This is a genomic window from Psychrobacillus sp. FSL H8-0484 (assembly GCF_038005325.1).
Lineage (GTDB): Bacteria > Bacillota > Bacilli > Bacillales_A > Planococcaceae > Psychrobacillus.
On the sequence record NZ_JBBOSZ010000001.1, the window covers coordinates 423,200 to 442,755 of the forward strand.

17 protein-coding genes are annotated in these 19,556 nt (G+C 37.6%); 8 read left to right on the plus strand and 9 right to left on the minus strand.

Annotated features, from left to right (window positions below; translation table 11 throughout):
* The first annotated feature begins 1,334 nt into the window (after positions 1-1,334).
* The 3 genes from MHH81_RS02100 (at position 1,335) to MHH81_RS02110 (ending at position 7,739) form a co-directional block, all read left to right on the plus strand.
* Positions 1,335-5,810, plus strand: a complete 4,476-nt coding sequence (locus MHH81_RS02100) for a S8 family serine peptidase (RefSeq protein ID WP_340917332.1) — start codon at positions 1,335-1,337, stop codon at positions 5,808-5,810.
* Between the two features lie 154 nt (positions 5,811-5,964).
* Positions 5,965-7,368: a hypothetical protein gene (locus tag MHH81_RS21270; protein WP_445678062.1), complete on the plus strand. Its 1,404-nt coding sequence runs from the start codon at positions 5,965-5,967 to the stop codon at positions 7,366-7,368.
* A gap of 137 nt (positions 7,369-7,505) precedes the next feature.
* Positions 7,506-7,739: a hypothetical protein gene (locus MHH81_RS02110; RefSeq protein WP_340917334.1), complete on the plus strand. Its 234-nt coding sequence runs from the start codon at positions 7,506-7,508 to the stop codon at positions 7,737-7,739.
* Between the two features lie 26 nt (positions 7,740-7,765).
* Here MHH81_RS02110 and qoxD read toward each other — a convergent pair whose 3' ends face one another.
* The 4 genes from qoxD to qoxA form a co-directional block, all read right to left on the minus strand.
* A complete protein-coding gene (qoxD, locus tag MHH81_RS02115) occupies positions 7,766-8,047 on the minus strand; it encodes a cytochrome aa3 quinol oxidase subunit IV (RefSeq protein WP_340917336.1) in 282 nt (93 codons plus the stop codon).
* A 1-nt stretch (position 8,048) separates the two neighbouring features.
* Positions 8,049-8,645, minus strand: a complete 597-nt coding sequence (gene qoxC, locus MHH81_RS02120) for a cytochrome aa3 quinol oxidase subunit III (protein WP_340917338.1) — start codon at positions 8,643-8,645, stop codon at positions 8,049-8,051.
* On the minus strand, positions 8,642-10,591 hold the full coding sequence (qoxB, locus tag MHH81_RS02125; RefSeq protein WP_340917340.1) for a cytochrome aa3 quinol oxidase subunit I: 1,950 nt from the start codon (positions 10,589-10,591) through the stop codon (positions 8,642-8,644). Before qoxB ends, qoxC begins: the two co-directional genes overlap by 4 nt.
* Before the next feature lie 63 nt (positions 10,592-10,654).
* The gene (gene qoxA / locus MHH81_RS02130) at positions 10,655-11,578 is read right to left on the minus strand and encodes a cytochrome aa3 quinol oxidase subunit II (protein ID WP_340917342.1); all 924 of its coding nucleotides are present in this window, start codon (positions 11,576-11,578) and stop codon (positions 10,655-10,657) included.
* Positions 11,579-12,262: 684 nt separating this feature from the next.
* Here qoxA and MHH81_RS02135 point away from each other — a divergent pair.
* Positions 12,263-12,826: a hypothetical protein gene (locus MHH81_RS02135; protein ID WP_340917344.1), complete on the plus strand. Its 564-nt coding sequence runs from the start codon at positions 12,263-12,265 to the stop codon at positions 12,824-12,826.
* 66 nt (positions 12,827-12,892) lie between these two features.
* Here the strand turns inward: MHH81_RS02135 and MHH81_RS02140 are convergent, their stop codons facing one another.
* On the minus strand, positions 12,893-13,195 hold the full coding sequence (locus tag MHH81_RS02140; protein ID WP_340917346.1) for a YunC family protein: 303 nt from the start codon (positions 13,193-13,195) through the stop codon (positions 12,893-12,895).
* 233 nt (positions 13,196-13,428) lie between these two features.
* Between MHH81_RS02140 and cax the strand changes: the two genes are divergently transcribed.
* The 3 genes from cax (at position 13,429) to MHH81_RS02155 (ending at position 16,002) form a co-directional block, all read left to right on the plus strand.
* The gene (gene cax, locus MHH81_RS02145; RefSeq protein WP_340917348.1) at positions 13,429-14,481 is read left to right on the plus strand and encodes a calcium/proton exchanger; all 1,053 of its coding nucleotides are present in this window, start codon (positions 13,429-13,431) and stop codon (positions 14,479-14,481) included.
* 395 nt (positions 14,482-14,876) lie between these two features.
* The gene (locus MHH81_RS02150) at positions 14,877-15,671 is read left to right on the plus strand and encodes a VLRF1 family aeRF1-type release factor (RefSeq protein WP_340917350.1); all 795 of its coding nucleotides are present in this window, start codon (positions 14,877-14,879) and stop codon (positions 15,669-15,671) included.
* Between the two features lie 130 nt (positions 15,672-15,801).
* Positions 15,802-16,002: an alpha/beta-type small acid-soluble spore protein gene (locus MHH81_RS02155; protein WP_340917351.1), complete on the plus strand. Its 201-nt coding sequence runs from the start codon at positions 15,802-15,804 to the stop codon at positions 16,000-16,002.
* A gap of 88 nt (positions 16,003-16,090) precedes the next feature.
* On the opposite strand, the gene MHH81_RS02160 is transcribed toward MHH81_RS02155, so the two are convergent.
* The 4 genes from MHH81_RS02160 to MHH81_RS02175 all read right to left on the minus strand — a co-directional run bounded on the left by MHH81_RS02160 (position 16,091) and on the right by MHH81_RS02175 (position 18,216).
* Positions 16,091-16,381 carry a YxcD family protein gene (locus MHH81_RS02160; protein ID WP_340917353.1) on the minus strand — a complete coding sequence of 97 codons (291 nt, stop codon included), beginning with the start codon at positions 16,379-16,381 and terminating at the stop codon, positions 16,091-16,093.
* Entirely contained in the window at positions 16,369-16,818 is a 450-nt protein-coding gene (locus MHH81_RS02165; protein ID WP_340917355.1) for a hypothetical protein, read from the minus strand. The genes MHH81_RS02160 and MHH81_RS02165 overlap by 13 nt, the downstream gene beginning before the upstream one ends.
* Positions 16,819-17,362: 544 nt before the next feature.
* Positions 17,363-17,491 carry a sporulation histidine kinase inhibitor Sda gene (locus tag MHH81_RS02170; protein WP_340917357.1) on the minus strand — a complete coding sequence of 43 codons (129 nt, stop codon included), beginning with the start codon at positions 17,489-17,491 and terminating at the stop codon, positions 17,363-17,365.
* Positions 17,492-18,042: 551 nt separating this feature from the next.
* A complete protein-coding gene (locus tag MHH81_RS02175) occupies positions 18,043-18,216 on the minus strand; it encodes a hypothetical protein (RefSeq protein ID WP_340917360.1) in 174 nt (57 codons plus the stop codon).
* A 382-nt stretch (positions 18,217-18,598) separates the two neighbouring features.
* Between MHH81_RS02175 and MHH81_RS02180 the strand changes: the two genes are divergently transcribed.
* Complete coding sequence (locus MHH81_RS02180) at positions 18,599-19,546, plus strand: hypothetical protein (RefSeq protein WP_340917362.1); 948 nt, start codon at positions 18,599-18,601, stop codon at positions 19,544-19,546.
* Positions 19,547-19,556 lie beyond the last annotated feature (10 nt).

Consider the following 19,556-nt stretch of genomic DNA (forward strand, 5'->3'; position numbering starts at 1 on the left):
TCTTGCGCCGATGGTAGTTGGGGGTTTCCCCCTGCAGAGTAGGACGTCGCTGGGCACCAAGAAGTCGTTACCGAGAAATCGGTGGCGGCTTTTTTTTATTCGAAAAAGAAGACCAAAGGCAACATATACTTAATTTATAGAGAAGTGTGCGAGAAAGTGGAGGGGCAAAGAGTTCGAGAAAGCAAAGAAGAGAGACTCAGAACGTATAACATACGTGAGAACCGAACGACTACGGCTGACGAAGAAATCTGCCGCCCATCTGCTTTCGAAGCCCGAACACGGAAGTAAAGCTCTTGCGCCGATGGTAGTTGGGGGGTTCCCCCTGGAGAGTAGGACATCGCTGGGCACCAAGAAGTCGTTACCGAGAAATCGGTAGCGGCTTTTTTTGTCAGGAAAAAAATCCGAAGGTAACATGTATTTTATTTATAGAAAAGCATGCGAGAAAGTGGATGGGCAAAGAGTTCAAGGAAGCAAAGAAGAGAGGCTCGGAGCATATAACATACGTGAGAACCGAACGACTGCAGCTGACGAAGAAATCTGCTTTCCTATTCCGAACACAGAAACTAAGTGCTGAAGAAAGGAAATTTCTTCTGGGTCAATCTCGAATTTAACTAATTTAATAAATAAAATTACTACTAAGCTTGAGTAAAGTAATCTTCGTTGTTCATTTAATAATCATTGCTTTGAGATGGACTATATTTTTATTAATCATTAATTGGTTACAAAGACATGTAGATAAATATAGTGATTAATTAACCATAATAGTGAAAAATAAAAATCAAAATTTATTAGAATGATCGTTTATTTAAAGGGTTTTATAAATAAAAAGTAAAAAGGAACTAAATCTATTTAGAGAGGAATAAAGTACTAGTTATGTTGAAGATAAAAATTAGTGAAATATCCTACTTAAAAAAAGTAGGTTTAAATAATTATTTTTTTAAAAAGCAAGAAAATTAAATTATATTGATAGGAAATTGATTATATTCGATTTACTAATCATACCAACGATTCTAATATCTTCTTTATATTTCCAAAAGTATTGTGTGCATCACTTATTACCTATAAAATAAATAGCATAAAATAGTAATAAACTATTATTTCTGAAAAATATGAAAAATAACGACTTAATTCGACAAAATTTCTATTTCTATTCATATATAGTTTTGTTAACAACCAGAGATTCTTGATCCACACCATTGATTCTGTTTACCTAAATGACTTTTTAGGAAAGGGGGAGAAGGTGTTTTTTTGCGGTCTTTATAGATTAATGTAAAAGACCATTAGTTTCTCGTACAGTAATAAAATCTTAGTAAAATTCAAGGGAGGAATGGAAGTTGAGAAGGAGAAACAGTTCAACTAAGGCACTTAGTATTACAGCATCTTTACTTTTAACATTTTCATTAATTGCTCCGAATGTAGTTAGTGCGGAAACCACTAGTAAGCTTCACCAATCTTTTAGAGATTCAAGTCCCAGCACGATTCTCGTAAAAGATAAGTTAAGTAGCCGTTTACTAGCAAACTTTAAAGAAGATGATAAAGTTACTTTCTTAATCAAATTTAAAGAAAAAGCAGATGTACAAGAAGTGGCTACGGAAGCTCGAAAAGGTGCGGATGCTGCAAACTTATCTGCGCACAATGCGAAACTTCTTCAGCGCTCCTCAGTAGTAAGCGAATTGAAGATAACTTCTCTTGAGTCACAAGAAACAGTTAAACAATTTCTAGAACAAGAAGTAGCTAAGGGAAATGCAAAAGATATCGAGTCATATTATATTGTGAATGGGATGGCAGTAACGGCAACAAAAGAAGTTGCTGAGAAACTAGCAACGTTCCCTGAAGTTGAAAAGATTTTACCGAATGAAACTCGTCAGTTATTTACAACAAAAACTGAGAATGCCGTTGCTCCTAAAGCAGAAATCGCGAACATAGAGTGGAGCATTGAACGTGTCAAAGCTCCAGAAGTTTGGGCAATGGGTATTGACGGAGCAGGAACTGTTGTAGCTAGCATTGATACTGGGGTTCAATGGGATCACCCGGCATTAAAAGAAAAGTACCGAGGCTACAATGCAGCAAATGGTCAAGTCTCTCATAACTTTAACTGGTTTGATGCAACAGCTGGACGAGCTACGCCGTATGACGATATTGAACACGGTACGCATGTAACGGGAACTATGGTTGGTAGTGAACCAAATGGAACGAATCAAATTGGTGTTGCTCCTGGAGCTAAATTTATCGCAGTAAAGGCATTTACAGCAAACGGGGGAACAGACACAGATCTACTGGAAGCTGCACAATGGATTTTAGCACCGACTGATGCCAATGGAAATGCACGCGTTGACATGGCTCCAGACGTTGTCAATAACTCCTGGGGAGGCGGACCTGGTCTTGATGAATGGTACCGAGACGTTGTCGTCAACTGGCGCGCAGCAGAAATTTTCCCTGAATTCTCTGCAGGAAACACAACGCTTTCAAATCCAGGTGGTGCTGGATCTGTAGCGGCACCAGCAAATTATCCTGAGTCATTTGCAACAGGAGCAACTGACATTAATAACAAAGTGGGAAGCTTCTCCCTTCGTGGACCTTCACCATACGCTGAAATTAAACCAGACATCTCAGCACCAGGCGTGAACATTCGTTCATCTATACCAGGTGGTGGGTATGAAGGTGGTTGGAACGGGACATCTATGGCAGGACCAGCTGTTTCGGGCGTTGCGGCACTCCTTCGACAAGTTGACGCAAACCTAACAGTGGATGAAATGGAAGAAATCCTACTCAACACAGCAAATCCATTAACAGATGCTCAATATACAACAGTTCCTAACCATGGATATGGCTATGGACTAGTAGATGCTTATGAGGCTGTATCTTCTATCATCACTGGACTTGGAACATTGGAAGGTCAAGTAACAAAACAAGGTGATGATAGTGAAGCCCCGGTATTCGAGCATACAGCACCTCGTGAAATATATGCAGGAATGGATTTAGATTTGTCAATTACAGTTAGTGATAACATCAGCGTTGCATCTGTTGTACTAAATTACAAGGATGCAAATGGTGCTTGGCAAGCAATCGAAGCTGGACGCAAATCTGGCGATTACAAATCTGGTGTGTTCGGAGTTGAGATTCCAGGTGATTTAATCTCAGGTAACTCATTCAAGTACAAATGGACAATCAATGACTTTGGTAACAATGAAGTAAGTAGTGAAGAATATGTCATTCAAGTAAAACCAGGTATTACCGTTGGATACTTTGAAAACTTCGAAGCACAGCCAATTGGTTGGTATTCCTTTGGAGATCAAAACAGTTGGGATTGGGGCGTACCAACATCTGGCCCAGGAAATGCCGCATCTGGAGATAAGGTATACGCTACAAACTTATCTGGGCTTTACGCAAACCGTATGAACGCAACACTTGTTGCACCTCCAATCGACCTGCCAGAAGGAAATTCTTTCTTGCAGTTCAAACAGTGGCATAACTTCGAGCAGTCTTCTTCGGGAAGAGCTTGGGATTACGGTCACGTATTCGTTTCTACAGATCAGCAAAACTGGACACAATTACTAATGGTTCAAGGTCTATCCAATGGTTGGATTAGTGCAGAAGTTGATTTGTCTGCATATGCAGGTCAACGTATCTATATTGGATTCAATGCATTCTCTGATGGTAGTGTACAAAGAGACGGCTGGTATATTGATGATGTTGCTCTAACTGACATTTCACAAACTGGCAAAGTTTCAAAAGGAAAAGGCAACAAAAATGGTAACAACGGTAACAATAAAAACAGTGTAAACAATGGAAATAAAGGTAATAACGGAAATGGTAAAGATAAAGATGCATTAAAAGAAACAATCGACCCAAAATCAATTAAACCTGTTTTACCTGTAAAAGAAGCATCACCAGTAGTAGAAATAATTAATAATCCAACACTTCTACCTTTAGGTGCTCAAGTTAGTGTACTAGAATCTGGACGTTCAGTTTATTCAAACCCAGCTGACGGTTCCTATTCATTAACACACGGGGCAGGAACATTCACAGTGAAAGCAGAAGCTTACGGATTTACTTCGGAAGAACAAGCTGTCACAATCGAAGCAGATGGCACAACAACTGCCAATTTCACTTTGGATGAAGTAGCTCAAAATACTGTGAGTGGTACAATTACTGACCAATCAACGGGTGAAGGCATTGAAGGAGCAACTCTTCTACTTGTGGAAGATGCAAATATCTCACCTGTGACAACAGATGCAGCTGGTAACTACTCCATCACTGCATACGAAGGCGACTACACATTGAAAGTTATCGCTCGCGGCTACCATGGCCAAGAAGTAGCAGTGATAATCGGTGATGAAGCAACAACGCAAAACATCACGCTTGAGCCATTCTACACAGTTCCAGGTGGAGAAATCGGTTATGACGATGGTACACCTGAAAACGCACGTGCTTTCAACGCTGCAGGAAATGCATGGGCAGTGAAAATGTCACTTCCAGAAGGAAAAGAAAGTGGTATTGTAACAGATGGCGTATTCCGCTTCTGGACAACTGAATGGCCTGTCCCTGGTGGAACTGCATTCGCAGTCGAAGTATGGGATGCAACGGGCGCGGACGGAACTCCTGGTAAAATGCTTGCGGGTCCTGTCAATGCAACAGCATTACGTAACGGTCAGTGGACAGTTGTGGACTTAACTGATCACAACATCGTCGTAAATGGCGATTTCTTCATGGTATACCGTCAAACATTTGCAAATCCAAATACTCCTGGTCTTGCAACGGATGAAGACGGTACGAACGCGGGAAGAAGCTACCAAGGCGTATCTGGGGTATGGTCTCCATCACCGACAGCTGAAGGAAACTACATGATCCGTGCTCGCGTAAGCTATGAAGTAAATGCGCCGGTAATCACTTCACCAGCGGCTAATGTAACAACAAGTGAAGCAGCTATTACAATTGAAGGTACTGCATCACCAACAACGACACTCCAGTTAAAACAAAATGGTGCAGAAGTAGCATCTATCGTCGTAGGTAACGACGGTAAATTCGCAATCCCTGCTACATTAGTAGAAGGTGACAATGAATTCACAGCAGTTTCTAAATTAAATGGCAAAGTAACAGGTGAATCAGCTCCTGTCACAGTCATCTTAGACACGTTGAAACCTGATTTGACAATTACAAGTCCGAAAAACGGCGACAAAACAAACCGTGAAACAGTTACAGTCGAAGGAACAGTTACAGACGCAAACCTTGACTGGGTACGAGTTAACGGTCAAGATGCTCTAGTCGTCAACGGAAAATATTCAAAGCGTATTATCCTTGAAAACGGTGCAAATGAAATAACAGTTGTTGCACGCGACAAGGCAAACAATCGTATCTCGACAAAAATCACAGTTCAAGCAGACTTCGATGCACCAGTCATTGGGAACTTGAAACCTGCAGGAGACCTTTACCTTACAACAGGTAGAAGCGTCAAAATCGAATTTGATAGTGAGCCTGGATTGAAAGCGACATTCGTTATCCACATGCCACTAACAAATGTAGGTGGACAAGTTCAAAATGCAACTGAATTACCAATGATGGAGCAAAGCACAGGTCATTACGTTGGTTACTGGACAGTACCATACGGAACAGTAGCAGACGGTGCACAAATCGAAGTAAAAGCTCTTGACAGTTTCAACAATGAAACACGCCAATTAGCTGCCGGTAAACTGTATATCAACGTAGCGGCACCATCAGCCCAACCATCTGCTGAACAGCCAGCAGAAGAACCAGCTAAGGAATCAGAAGAAGCACCAGTAGATGCTCCTATTGAAAATCCTGCAGAATAATATGGAGGTTGAATAGAAACGAAGAAGCCAAAGAGTATGAAAGTCCTCTTTGGCTTCTTTTTATTTTTTTACAAATATAGTAAGTGTTATGTCGTTACAAAAAATGTTCAATCCTTTCATTTCTAAGCATATGATAATTTGAGAGGGGTGTACCATGAACAATTATGTGGATGTGCTAAAGAACTTTTTACCGCCAAATGCTACGATTTTAGAATTACCAAAGCCCCAAGAGAAACTTGCTATATTACTGGCAGATATCGACGGCGATCATTTCAACGAATTAATTGGAGCTTACAAGTATGAAGAGCAGAATTATATTTTGATATTAAAAATGATCAATGATCAATGGCTTCCTTTAATCCATATAAAAGGAAATGGATACGGTATATCAGATTTAATAGTAGCACCAATTACGGATAGTTGGGTTAGTACCTTAGTTGTGGGTTGGCAAATAGGTAACGTGTGGGCAGAATTAGATTTATTGCAATGGACAAATAGTGGGTTTGTACGATTGCCTACTAATAATATTGTTTACAGTAAATTAGAAGTAGAAGATATGCCTGGGGAATATGGAGAGGATGGGCAATACGAGCTTGCTGTTTGGATACATGATACTGGTGAGGCTTACAAAGTAGATGTATATCGCTTTAGTGAAGGTAGACTAGATATAGCAAGAGATGTCTATCCGTATTACTTTAGAAAAGTAGAAGCCTATTACGCTCAGAAGAAGGCCGGAGATTTGGAACAAAAATTAGCTTCCAATGATAAAGGACTTTCATTTCGTTCGCCGTATCCAACATCAAGAGAAGAAGTATTAGACAAAAGACAACAGGTTTTAAGTCGCTTAAGTTCTACTGGTCAAGAGGTAATAGATTTGAAAAGAGGGGACGTGACCGGTGATGGCTTCATGGACACCGTTTACCTTACAGGCGATAAGACTCAGGGAAGTCCGTTCTGGCAAAACATATCGCTAAATATACTTAATGGAAAAACCAATATGTACGAAAGAATTTCTCTCAAAGAAAATGTGGGCTACAACCCAACAATATTTCTTGGTGATTTTACAGGAGACCTAGTGGATGACATATTAATCGTCATAGATACGGGAGGAAGCGGCGGCATCATTTACGCATATGTTTTTTCATCTTTGGAAGGACAAATGCGTCAAGTGTTCGATGTAGAGGAATATAATGAACAATCTAAGTATGAAGTGAATTATCAAAACCAATATAAAGTAGCGGTGATAAGCTCTAATCCAAAGAAGAAGTACACAGTGGATTTAATGTATAAAGGGAAGGAATATTTATCGGAGATTTATAATGAAGATGGAACGCTGAAAGAGCCAATTGAGGGTTGGGTAGACCCAGTCAGTGGCCTGTATCCAATCGACTTTGCAAGGGATGGTACTTATGAGCTAACTGCCATACAAAAAATCGCAGGGAGATACCATGCCGATGGGATAGGATATGTGCAAAATGTATTGAAATGGAACGGACATGATTTCGTACCAGATCGACAAACTGTATCTATCTTTGGGGAAGATTTAAAGTCTAACTGAGTTATGAAGATTAGAATTGCTACAGAGTCATTAGACGATGAAGCAGTTCTTTTTTATTATATAAAGTATTACAAAAAAGAAAAATTGACAATTTTGTGAACGAAGTGAATAATATAAAGAAAGAGAGGGTGTATGAAATGGAATCATATATGAAGATGTTAAATGCAACAAGGTACGTAGCTGGTACAGTGCTTACTATTGGAATTGCTATTTTCTTGTACGGAGCTTTCGTAAGCGATTATAGTAATGTTTTAGGGGTAGGTATTGGAACGGTAATGGGAGCAGTTTTTATTTTTTTAATTGGACTTATTCTAGTTGCTTCAGAAGAAATGATTATAAACTCTAGAAAATGTAAAAAAGAGAGCGCCTGAAGAGACGCTCTCTTTGAAACGATTATTTACATATCCCAAATCATTGCTAACAGTGTACCAAAAATGGTTATCAAGGCGATGATTAATCCATAATAGATGTTTGCATAGATAGATTTTTTATCATTTGTTTCTCCGGCATGCATGAATACAACTAATTGAAGTCCAGCTTGTATAAATGCTGTTAGGAGAAGAACCGTCATACCAATAGAAAATGACATATCCATGAAGTATACCAAAAGTGCCACTGCGGTAAGGATCAACGAACATACAAAGCCCATTACTTGCTTAAGAGGGAATAATTCTTTCATGTTACATCATTCCTTTCAAGTAGATGAAGCTAAAGATGAAGATCCAAACAACATCTAAGAAATGCCAATAAAGCGAAAAGATGAAAGATTTATTGGCTGTCTCAGGAGTCAAGCCTCGTTTTTTGATTTGTAACAGGATGAATAATCCCCAAAAGAATCCAACTGTAACATGCAATCCATGTGTTCCTAGTGTGGTTAGTAAAATGGCAGAGAAAGCACTCGTTTGTAGAGTCAAGCCTTCATGGATATAATGAACAAACTCAAAAACTTCGAACCCTAAGAATCCTGCACCGAGAAGCAAAGTGATGGAGAAGAATGTCATCATTGCTTTTTTGTTTCCTAGACGCATCGCGTGGATTCCTAGACCAATTGTAAAACTACTTGTTAAAAGCAAGATGGTTTCGACTAATACTGGTGTAATTTCAAATATTTCTGCTCCAGTAAGTCCATCACCAGTTCGATTCACTAAAGTGAAATACGATGTGAAAAGTGTGGCGAAAAGCATAATTTCCGCACCAAGGAAGATCCAAAACCCTAAGATTTTCAAACTATTTTCTTCCGTACTATATTCAAGTGGAAGTGAGTTGTTTACCTTCATTTTTTAGCACCTCGCAATTTTGCTTCTGTTTCTTCAATTTCTTTAACAGAAATGTAGCGTCCGTGATCTTTCTCGAATGAACGGTAAGTCAAACAACCTAAAATACCAATTAACGAGATAATCGCAAGCGGCCATATGCTGAATACCATCCCAAATCCAAACGCGAAGAAGATACAACTCATGATAAATGGCCAGCCGCTGTTATTTGGCATATGAATTTTTTCCAATTTTCCTGGGAATAATTCATGTCCATTTTTCTTCGCATCCCAAAACGCTTGAGTTGATGCAGCTTTTGGTGTAATAGCAAAATTGTACTCTGGTACTGGCGTGTGTGTAGCCCATTCAAGCGAACGTGCATCCCACGGGTCACTACCGATATCTCTAGGAGAATACCGAATACTATAGTAGATATTGTAGACAAGTAAGACAAAGGCAAATGCCATAATAGCCGCACCGACAAATGAAACCATATTCCACATGCCGAATCCAGTGGATTCAGAGTACGTGTACATACGACGTGCTTGGCCGTCTAATCCAGTAATGTACATTGGAATGAAGGCTAAGACAAAGCCGACAGAAAGTAACCATGCGGTCCATTTTCCAAGTTTCTCATTTAACATAAAGCCGAACATTTTTGGCCAATAGTACGTGAGACCTGCTAGCATGGCGAAAACTACCCCAGGAATAATAACGTTATGGAAGTGAGCTACTAAGAACATCGTATTATGATATTGGTAGTCTGCTGCGGACATCGCAAGCATTACCCCTGTAACTCCACCTAATGTAAACAGTGGAATGAAAAGCATCGAATATAACATAGGTGTAGTAAATTCAATTTTCCCTTTCCAAAGCGTGAACAACCAGTTAAAGATTTTAACCCCGGTTGGAACAGCAATAATCATCGTTGTAATGGAGAAAAAACTATTAGTAAGTGCTCCTTGACCCATCGTAAAGAAATGATGCGCCCATACAAGGAAGGAAAGTAAAGAAATAGCGACCATCGATGCGACCATCGATTTATACCCATATAAATTTCGACGTGCAAAAGTGGAAATGATCTCACTATAAAGACCAAACGCCGGTAAGATTAAGATATATACCTCCGGATGTCCCCAAACCCAGAACAAGTTCGCCCAAAGCATATCCATCCCGCCATTAACGGTTGTAAAGAAATTTGTTCCAAACAGTCGATCCATGGTTCCCATGGCAAGTGTTACGGTTAAAACAGGGAAAGCAAATACAACGATGACGTTGGCGATAAAAGCAGACCATGTGAACATAGGCATTTTCATCAATGTCATCCCAGGTGCTCTCATTTTAAGAATAGTCGTGATAAAGTTAATACCAGTTATTAACGTACCAATACCAGCGATTTGGATCGCAATCATATAATAATTCGTACCTACAGACGTACTAAATTCATTACCTGCAAGTGGGAAATAAGAAGTCCAACCTGCATCAGGTGATCCACCGATGATGAAGGAGATGTTGAATAACCCCATCCCCATAAAGAATAACCAAAAACTTAGTGCGTTTAAGCGTGGAAATGCTACATCACGTGCACCAATTTGTAACGGTATAAGGTAGTTAAAGAAGAACGTGATGAATGGCATAGCCATAAACAGGATCATCACAACCCCATGTGTACTGAAGATTTCATTATAATGCTGGGATTCTAGAAACTTGTTATCAGGCATAGATAGCTGATAACGTAACATGATAGCATCTACACCCCCACGAAATAGCATGAGTAAAGCAGTGAGCAAATACATAATACCGATTCGTTTATGGTCAACAGTGGTTATCCACTCGCGCCAAAGGTAACCCCATTTTTTAAAATAGGTAATACCTACGACGATAGCAATCATGGTTAGACCAATACTAACCATTGCTCCGTATATTAAAAAGCTTGGATGTGGTACGGCAAAGCGTTCAAAGAAATCCATACTTTTGTAACTCCTTTCGAGAATCTATTGTTTGTTACGATACTTTAGCTTGTAAATTTTGTATCAATGATGAGCGTGAGTGGATTGCTCATCCGAACTAGTTGATCCATGATTTTCGTGCTCAGATTCTTCTGCGTCCGAATTAGTTGACCCATGGTCATGATCAGGTGCAGGGGAGAATTCTAAATGTGTTCCAGTGTATGTGGATCGGCCAAGATGTCCAGGCTCTAATAACTCCTCGAACGTTTCTTCTGTCAGAGGTGCGGCAGTTTCATGCACTTCCTCAACCCATTCGTCATAGTCGGCTTGGGACATTGCAGTCACTTCAAATGTATTTTCCGCGAATCCTGCACCACTGAAGTTTGCGTTTCTTCCCATGAATTCCCCAGGAAGGTCAGCAGCTAAGTGTAAAGTATTGACCATATCAGACATCGCGTATTTTTGGCCACCTAGTTGTGGAATCCAAAAACTAGTGATAGGTCCGTAAGAATATAATTTAAATTCAATCGGACGGTTTGCAGGGATATATAAGTAGTTAACTGTCTCGATATCCTCTTCTGGATAACTAAAATGCCACTTCCAGTTGGAAGAGGAAGCATAAATAACTAATGGTTCTTGATCTTCATATGCAGCGGGAATTGCCTCTACTTCGTAGTTACTTTTAACAGAAACTATGGAAAGAAAAACAACAATAATAATAGGAATTCCAACACAGATTGCTTCTACAATGGGGCTTCCTTCAATATGAGGAGGCTCATAATCTTCACTCTGTTTAGAAGCACGGTATTTAATTAACACAAATATTAATATGGCGAAAACGACGAGGACAATAGCTGACATAAGCCAAATGGAAAGCATGATATCATCAGCCTGCGTTTTTGCCTGAGGTCCTTTTGGATCTAAAACTAATAGTGGCTCACAACCAGTTAGCACAGTGGCAATAGTGAAAATCATTGTGAATAATGCCCATTTCATTTTTAATTTCATAGTTGTACCCCTTTCAAATTTATTGAAGTTGTATAAATGTAAGTCAAATGTGTTTAAAGCATTTTTTATTCTTAGTCTCTATCTTAGTACCGTATTTTAAAAAAACAATGAAAAGAAATAGCCGTCACAAAAAGTTCATGAAGATATGTACAAAATAAAAAGTCGGTAACAAAATTGTTGGGAATGTTGAGAAATCGACTCTAATGTGGATAGAAATGGTAGTAATTTCAATGCATTTTCTGTGAATTTGAATGTGATTTTCTTCTTGCCGTAAACCCAAAGTTCAAGGTGTTTTGACTTAAAGAAATGCCATTAGAGAAGGATTATCCTATTTTTGAACAGAGCGGAATGACAGAAAAATAGTTAGCATACATCTAATAAAGCGGTACTAGAGCTCCTGAAATTGCATCCTGGATAGATACATTCGCGAATAGGAAAGTATTAAGTTATCTAAAGTTTCTGGTGGGGGACGGACAGAAGACAGCCGCAAAGTTACCGAAAAAATAGAAGGTAGGAAATGATGTAGTAATAATCAGTGCAAAGCGCATCGGAAAACGAGAGTAAACAGGTTGGCTATTTAAGAGTACCTATATTAATTTGGAAATTAGCAATCATTATATTGTTTGGTAGAGAAAGGGTATTATATATGCAGGGGAGAACTACAAATTAAAAGGGGGAAATGAGATGGATAGGAGATATGATACGAGGCATATTTTCTTAGCGATTGGAGCTTGTATTGCGTTAATTTCACCAGTCTTGATCTTGCTTATGCCTTTAGCTTTAATTAATACACTATATTATCAGAGAGACATTTGGATTTTGTATGCACCGGGTGAAAATTATTTGGCGTATGGATTCAGTTTATTTTTGGTTGTTCTTGCATGTCCTTTACTTTGGTTGCTAGATATACGTAAGGCATCGATTGCATTAGCAATTACTTGTTTGATAGCTAGTGGTGTTGTTTTTTATTACGTGTCGTTATCTTATGTGACGTTATCAGATGAGGAAATTTCTTATCGTAAGTTATTTTCACAGGAGAAGAAAAACTATGATTGGGAGGAGCTCGATCAGGTTCTGTACTATGAGAAGTTACCTGAAGACAAGGACTTGTCCTATTATGAATTTTATTTTAAAGATGGCGAAAAGCTTACAATTAAGCAAAATAAATATGTTACAGATATACAACAAGGATTGAATTCAAAAGTAAGATTTTTGAACATTCCTCTTGTATATGTAGAGGACAAATAATAGATCTACTATATTACTAACCTAATAAAGTCAAAGAAGAGTCTGCGTTGCAGACTCTTCTTTCCACTAGATCATCTTTAAGAGTGCTTCTCTACCGATCATTCCACGAGTAATCCCAAGTTCCTCTGCTTCATATGTGACCGATTCTAATGGTGCATCTAAAAGCTGGTCAATTGTCTTCACACCAACAGCTCTGCCTGCAATTATTTTCCGGTCCTTTAATTTTTCATTTAATAACCCAACGTCTAGTGCACCGCACATAATATATCCTTTATCGTTGGATACAGTAAGTAAATTTGTTTTTGGTAACAAAACGGAAACTGCTATGAAAGTATTTCCTTCAATATCAATTGGATGAAGGTTAATCATTTTACTACATCACTCCTTTTCTACAATTTATGTGAGTAGAAGGAAAAGCGTGTTTATTTCACTTCTAAGAAATGGATAAATGGTTCATTGGGCAGCTTTTCTAAATATAATACAGATTCGAACTGTTTCCGTTCTGAAACGGTCATTTCATATACAAGGAATGTTTTTTATTTTTCGTATATGGGAAAGATAAGGAGGAGACGTGACATATTTTAAATAAAGAGGTGGGTTTTGTGAATAAGTTGTTTGCTATTCTTGCATTTGTTGGTGTTCCACTTGTTATTGTGGGGGCATTTCTTGAGTGGGCACAGATGGTCATGTTTTTTTTATGTTGTCTTAGTATTATTGCACTTTCGGCATTCATCGGACGAGCAACGGAAAGTCTTGCGATTGTGAGCGGTCCACGAATTGGAGGCTTACTAAACGCTACATTTGGTAATGCTGTGGAACTTATTATTTCTATTTTTACTTTGAAGGCTGGTATGGTTGGAATAGTATTGGCTTCTCTAACTGGGTCAGTACTTGGTAACTTGCTACTCGTCTTAGGGCTTTCATTTTTTGTAGGTGGTATCAAATTTAAACGACAAAAATTTAGTGTTCATGATGCTAGGTACAATTCGGGCTTACTCATTTTTGCTGTTATTGTTGCGTTTGTCATCCCAGAAGTATTTTCTATGTCCATGAATGCTGAAAAAACATTGAACTTGAGTATTGGTATTTCGGTTGTTTTAATCGTTCTTTATCTGGCGGGGTTATTTTTCAAGCTTGTCACCCACCGAGGTATTTTTACATCATCGGATGAACCAGAGGTCGAAACAGAAGAGCCAGAGTGGACAAAAGGTAAATCGATATTAATCCTGATACTAGCGACTGGAGCAGTTGCTTTTGTGTCTGAACAACTTGTCCACACATTTGAGACATTAGGTGAACAATTTGGTTGGACCGAGCTGTTCATAGGTGTCATAATTGTCGCAATTGTGGGGAATGCTGCGGAGCACTTTTCAGCCATCACGATGGCGTATAAAAATAAAATGGAGTTGTCGGTGGAGATTGCAGTTGGATCGACGTTGCAGATAGCTATGTTCGTGGCTCCAATCCTCGTCATTATTTCTCTATTCACACCACAATCCATGGCGCTTGTGTTCACATTACCTGAACTTGTAGCAATGATTACGGCAACACTTCTTGTTATTAATCTTTCCAATGATGGTGAATCTAATTGGTTTGAAGGCCTTACGCTCTTTGCTGCATATTTAGTCATTGGTATTGGGTTTTATTTTCTTTAATAAAGTTAGAAGTATGTGCTATCTCCTTTAATATAGGTAAGTTTAATATTTTTCACATAAATATACGTAGAGACAATTAGCAAGCCTCTATTTGTATTTTAAAAAAATGCAATTAAACTTATAGGGTATAGGAAAGAGGAGAAGATCTTGAAGCGCATTGGATAGAAGAAAGAGCGTACAGTACCATTAATAGAAAAATACAAAATCGTGACGGTTACCTCAGTTATTAACAATAATGGTTCTTGATAAGAAGAGTAAAGTTATTATTCCATTTTTTTTTGGAAAGTGCTTTACTTTTTTTATTTTCACCCAAAACATAACACTTTAACCTCTGATTAATCAATCCACTTGAGGGAAATGCTAAGCATGTATTAAAAAAGGAGGCGGAAAGATACATGACGATAAGTAAAGAACTTGAAGAATTAAAAGCGTATAGCTCTAGTGATCGATGTGTGTTAAGCGTTTATTTAAATACGAATCCCGGGGATCCAGAGCAATTAAATGGTGCTTGGAAAATTCATTTAAAAAGTGGATTAAAGCGAATTGGAGAGTATTTAAAAGCTTCTGGAGATGAAAAAGAAATAAAAGATCTCGATGAAATAAAGAATAAAATTATTAAGGAAATGGAAGAAAATAAATTAGAACTTCATAAAGGCGTAGTAATATTTGCTACTGCTGACGGTGATTTATGGTATGTGAATTATGTTCAAGTCCCGGTTAAAACAAATTTTTACTGGGAAAATCATCCGGTAGTTGAGCAACTGGAGTATATGTATAAAGCATATCCAGAAGCGGGAATTATCATGCCAAGCTTCGGAGAAGTTCGAGTATTGGATACTGCATTGGGATTCGTTCGAGATGATATAACGTATAGATTTGATTTAGTGTCTGAGCAATGGAAAGAAAGTGAAAAGGTTGATATAAGTAACAGGCGTGAAGCTTTGAAAGATAAAACCGCTAAATTAGACACACGATATAAAGTAAATAAAAGTAGTTTTTATAGAGGAATGCGGGAGACCATTGAACAATTAAAGAAAAAACGAGGTTGGCGAGAGTTTCATGTAGCAGGAGAAGCTGAAATGGCAAATGCATTTGCAGAAAGTTTAAGGGATTTACCTGCAAGCTGCATCTACAAAAACTTAAATAACAGTAACGCAGAAGAGGTAGTCCATCAGGTATTAGAAAAATAAATGGATGCTCAAAGAGCACTAAACAAGCGCTTTAAGTTTTCCTTTTCCTAATTTACATTATTCACCTTATTGTATTTGTGCATATCTGTTGTAAATCTGCACATTCTAATTTCACAAGGAGGTGAGAGACATGCCAAATAACAATAAACTAGTTGTACCAGGAGTTAAACAAGCAATTGATCAAATGAAATATGAAATTGCTCAAGAATTCAGTGTTCAACTTGGACCAGATGCTACAGCGCGTGCTAACGGTTCCGTTGGCGGAGAAATTACAAAGCGTTTAGTAGCTCAAGCCCAATCACAAATGAGTGGAACACAAAATAATAACTAAATATTTGGCCGGTGGCAATTTTGCCACCGGTTTTATTATGCCCAATCATAATAAAAAGCCGAGGAATATCCCTCGACTTTTTGTTTTATTATCGGACAGCGGCAATAATGCCTTCTTCATCATCTAAAATTAATTCTATTCCTGTGGCATTTGGATCCAGGTTTAAAAATTCCTTAATAGTTTGACGAAGTGCTTCAATTAAATTTAATGTCGTAAGTATGTGTGTTTGTCCATTTATATTAGCTTCAGCGGAAAAACCAGAATCGTCATCGTACATAAGCTCTACTTCCACTTCTTCTGGAGCAACATTATTTTGGCGACCGATATATACACAAACTGCATTAATAATGTTCTGTTCGGGAATTATTAGTTTCTCCATGAATTAGCATCCTCTTTTTTCTTCTTTTCTTTAAATATGCCAAAGATTTTGCGTATCAAAACAACGATTAAAATTATCGCCGCAGCGTTAATTGCAAACCCAAGAAGAGAACCGAGCATACCCATGTTGGCAAACATGCTACCGAATAATAGTCCAGCAAGCCCACCTACAAAGAGACCTTTCATCAAACCACCTGATTTAAATCCACCTTTAGTTTTCGTATTAGTAGTGGATTTGCTTGTAGCTTTTGTAGAATCCTCATTGTTTTTTTTGATATTTGAATTAGTGGTGTTTGTATTCGTATTAGAGTTAAAACTTTTCTTTCCAGATTTATACTTTTTCGCTTCGGCAGTAATCGTATCGTCGTTAAATACAAAGCTTCCGACAGATGAAAATACAAGTGTTACAGTAAGTAAAGCTGCTACCAATTTTTTCAATTTATAAAACCTCCGTATATTTAGTATTAGATAATCCAAGTAAGTACATACCATCTTACCATATACTATATACGTTTTAATGGAAAGAAAGTTTCACTTTTAATTAAGTATATTTATAAATCAAGGCTGGAAGGCAGTTGATTATCCAATTAACACCATTAAAATTTCACAAGAAATGCGCAAGTATCCCGTTTTGCACTTGTACGTTTTTGATTCCCTTTGGACGAAATGATCACTACATCATTACCGAGGGCTATGCTTACTGTATAAATAGGAAATTGGCTATTCTTTCATTTCCAAAAGCTTTGGCACTTCTATTACAAGTAGCTATGGAGAGTGACAGACGAGCGACTACCACACGATTATTGAAAAAATGCAGAGGGATGCGACAAAGTCGCATCCCTCTGCATTAAGAAATATCGATAATGGTGTAGAACTCGTTCAGTTCCAAGCACTCCAAAAGCACCTATACAGAGTGCCTAGTGTGTTATCACCATTTGAATAAGCAATTTACTGGGTACTTTTGGTTAATCAACACGTGTGTTTATAAATTAAACTTTAAAGATCGGCGAAGAATTTCCTTTTCTAAAAGAGCTAAAAAATCAGGACACAATTTTAATTCTTTCGCAGTAAGATAAGATTCAATTAATAATTCATCCGACATTTTACTCATTTCTTTCACCTCCGTTTAATACGTGGAATTTATATTGTATATACTAAGAATCAATTAGCTGTACATTTAATTTACCAAATAGTCTACTTTAGAACAACCGTTCCTTTATCCACAGTAGATTAGGGATAAGTTGTTAATAACTTGTTGATAATAGTATTGATTTCTATTACCTGTAGTGTGGGTATTGTGCACAACTTTATCCACATTGAATATTTTTGCGAATTTTGTCGAAACATTTTGTAAAAAAGTACTGTTTCAATGCTTCTAAAATGGTTTAAGTAGGCATATATTAGGTGTTTTATACTATGTAAATAAGAAGTAAATATTTTGTAGTTTAAATATTTTATTTATTTTAAAATTACTTGTGAATAACTTAAGTTTATCCACAAAAATAGGTGGATAATATGTGGATTAATATTGAAAATACATGTTAATTCCAAATATATTAGTGATTTATCTGTGTATAACTTTATCCACAGTTCTTTATTTAGATAAATACTATATTTATAAGAAGGTAAAGAAAAAACCACCAAAAAGGTGGCTGATCTTTCTTATTCTCCGTCTTTATCTTCTTCATCAAGTTCTTGTTCTACATCTTGCTCAAGGTTATCGTCTACATCCGATTCATTTTCACCGTCTCCACATGCTGCTAACAAACCTACTGAAAGAAATGCTGCTGCTCCGATTTTCCACCATTTTTGTCCTGCAATTGAATTCGTCGTCATTTTTAATTCCTCCCAATAATTAGTTATTATTAGCTTGCTATTAAGTAATTACCCCTACTTTACGTATATATAAACCTATTTAATAGATTTTTTTAATGAGTTATTTTCATAAATAGTACTTTGTCATTAAAATACGAACATTCATCACTTCTTTGATTGAAGCGGCAGGCGGCGACTCCAGCGGGATGAGTGAGACAGATAAGACATCACAAACGACGCGGAGCGGCGGTGATGGCTTATCGCTCACCCCGCGGAAAGCGTCCGCCTATAGCAGTATTGTTCGTGTTTTTTCATGTAAATTGAAATTATGAAATTGATTCGATTAGGTATAAATTGAAACTTTCTTTGCGATCAGTCGTATTCAAGCTAGGAGGGGATAGCTATGTGGGAAAAATTACAGGTGCGCCAAGAGATTTTGAGAACGGAGATATTTAAAAGAGATAAAGTACTAAGAAAGCAACAAGCAATAGAAGAACAGTTAAAAAATGCAGTGCAAAGAAAACAAAGTTACTTACTAGAATTGAAAGGTGAACAAAAAGATGTTGATGATTTAGATCGTTTTTCTATTTTAAATCTAGTTAGAACTTGGACAGGCAAGCAGGATGAAAAAAGAGAAAAAGAATTATTGGAGCTTGCTGCTGTGGAAGCAAAATTTCGGGAAGTAGAAAAAATGATAACCGATTTAGAAAGCGATATTCGAAGTAATGACATACAATTGCAAAAGATAGAGTGGCAATCACTTGATGTTGAGTGGGACCATTTAAGAATAGAAAAAGAGCAATGGATATTTCAAAATAATGAAGAAGAGGCAAGACAACTAGAAACTCTATATGAAGTGAAGACAGCTGAAGAGACATATATTCGTGAACTAAAAGAAGCGGTTTATGCATGTAACGAAGCAAAAAAAGCATTAAAGAGAGCATTAAGATCACTTGAAAGTGCAGAAGGATTTTCGACGTGGGATACTTATTTAGGTGGTGGTTTACTAGCTACGGCACTAAAACATAGCGAGTTAGACGAATCGGAGAATGCCATACATGATGCTCAATTAGCTCTACAAAGATTTCAAACAGAACTATTAGATATCCAAGAAATCGATACCAGATCATTAAAGATAGACAGGGATAGTTTTGTCACGTTTGCAGATTACTTTTTCGATGATATATTCTCGGCATGGTCCATTCATTCGAAAATTCATTCGTCCATCGATCGAATCGAAAATACACTTAGTGGCTTAAATAGAATTTATGAACACTTAATAGAGACACAAGAAGCTAGGATAAAGAAGCTAGCAGAGATTAAAAGTAGTATAGAACAAATATTAGAGTAGTAAGATTGGC

Coding starts and splice junctions, on each gene's coding strand:
- MHH81_RS21270 (WP_445678062.1), top strand. CDS start 5,965: ATGAACAATTATGTGGATGTGCTAAAGAACTTTTTACCGCCAAATGCT.
- MHH81_RS02140 (WP_340917346.1), bottom strand. CDS start 13,195: ATGATTAACCTTCATCCAATTGATATTGAAGGAAATACTTTCATAGCA.
- MHH81_RS02110 (WP_340917334.1), top strand. CDS start 7,506: ATGGAATCATATATGAAGATGTTAAATGCAACAAGGTACGTAGCTGGT.
- MHH81_RS02175 (WP_340917360.1), bottom strand. CDS start 18,216: ATGACGACGAATTCAATTGCAGGACAAAAATGGTGGAAAATCGGAGCA.
- MHH81_RS02150 (WP_340917350.1), top strand. CDS start 14,877: ATGACGATAAGTAAAGAACTTGAAGAATTAAAAGCGTATAGCTCTAGT.
- qoxB (WP_340917340.1), bottom strand. CDS start 10,591: ATGGATTTCTTTGAACGCTTTGCCGTACCACATCCAAGCTTTTTAATA.
- qoxC (WP_340917338.1), bottom strand. CDS start 8,645: ATGAAGGTAAACAACTCACTTCCACTTGAATATAGTACGGAAGAAAAT.
- qoxA (WP_340917342.1), bottom strand. CDS start 11,578: ATGAAATTAAAAATGAAATGGGCATTATTCACAATGATTTTCACTATT.
- MHH81_RS02155 (WP_340917351.1), top strand. CDS start 15,802: ATGCCAAATAACAATAAACTAGTTGTACCAGGAGTTAAACAAGCAATT.
- MHH81_RS02160 (WP_340917353.1), bottom strand. CDS start 16,381: ATGGAGAAACTAATAATTCCCGAACAGAACATTATTAATGCAGTTTGT.
- MHH81_RS02180 (WP_340917362.1), top strand. CDS start 18,599: ATGTGGGAAAAATTACAGGTGCGCCAAGAGATTTTGAGAACGGAGATA.
- MHH81_RS02135 (WP_340917344.1), top strand. CDS start 12,263: ATGGATAGGAGATATGATACGAGGCATATTTTCTTAGCGATTGGAGCT.
- MHH81_RS02170 (WP_340917357.1), bottom strand. CDS start 17,491: ATGAGTAAAATGTCGGATGAATTATTAATTGAATCTTATCTTACTGCG.
- qoxD (WP_340917336.1), bottom strand. CDS start 8,047: ATGAAAGAATTATTCCCTCTTAAGCAAGTAATGGGCTTTGTATGTTCG.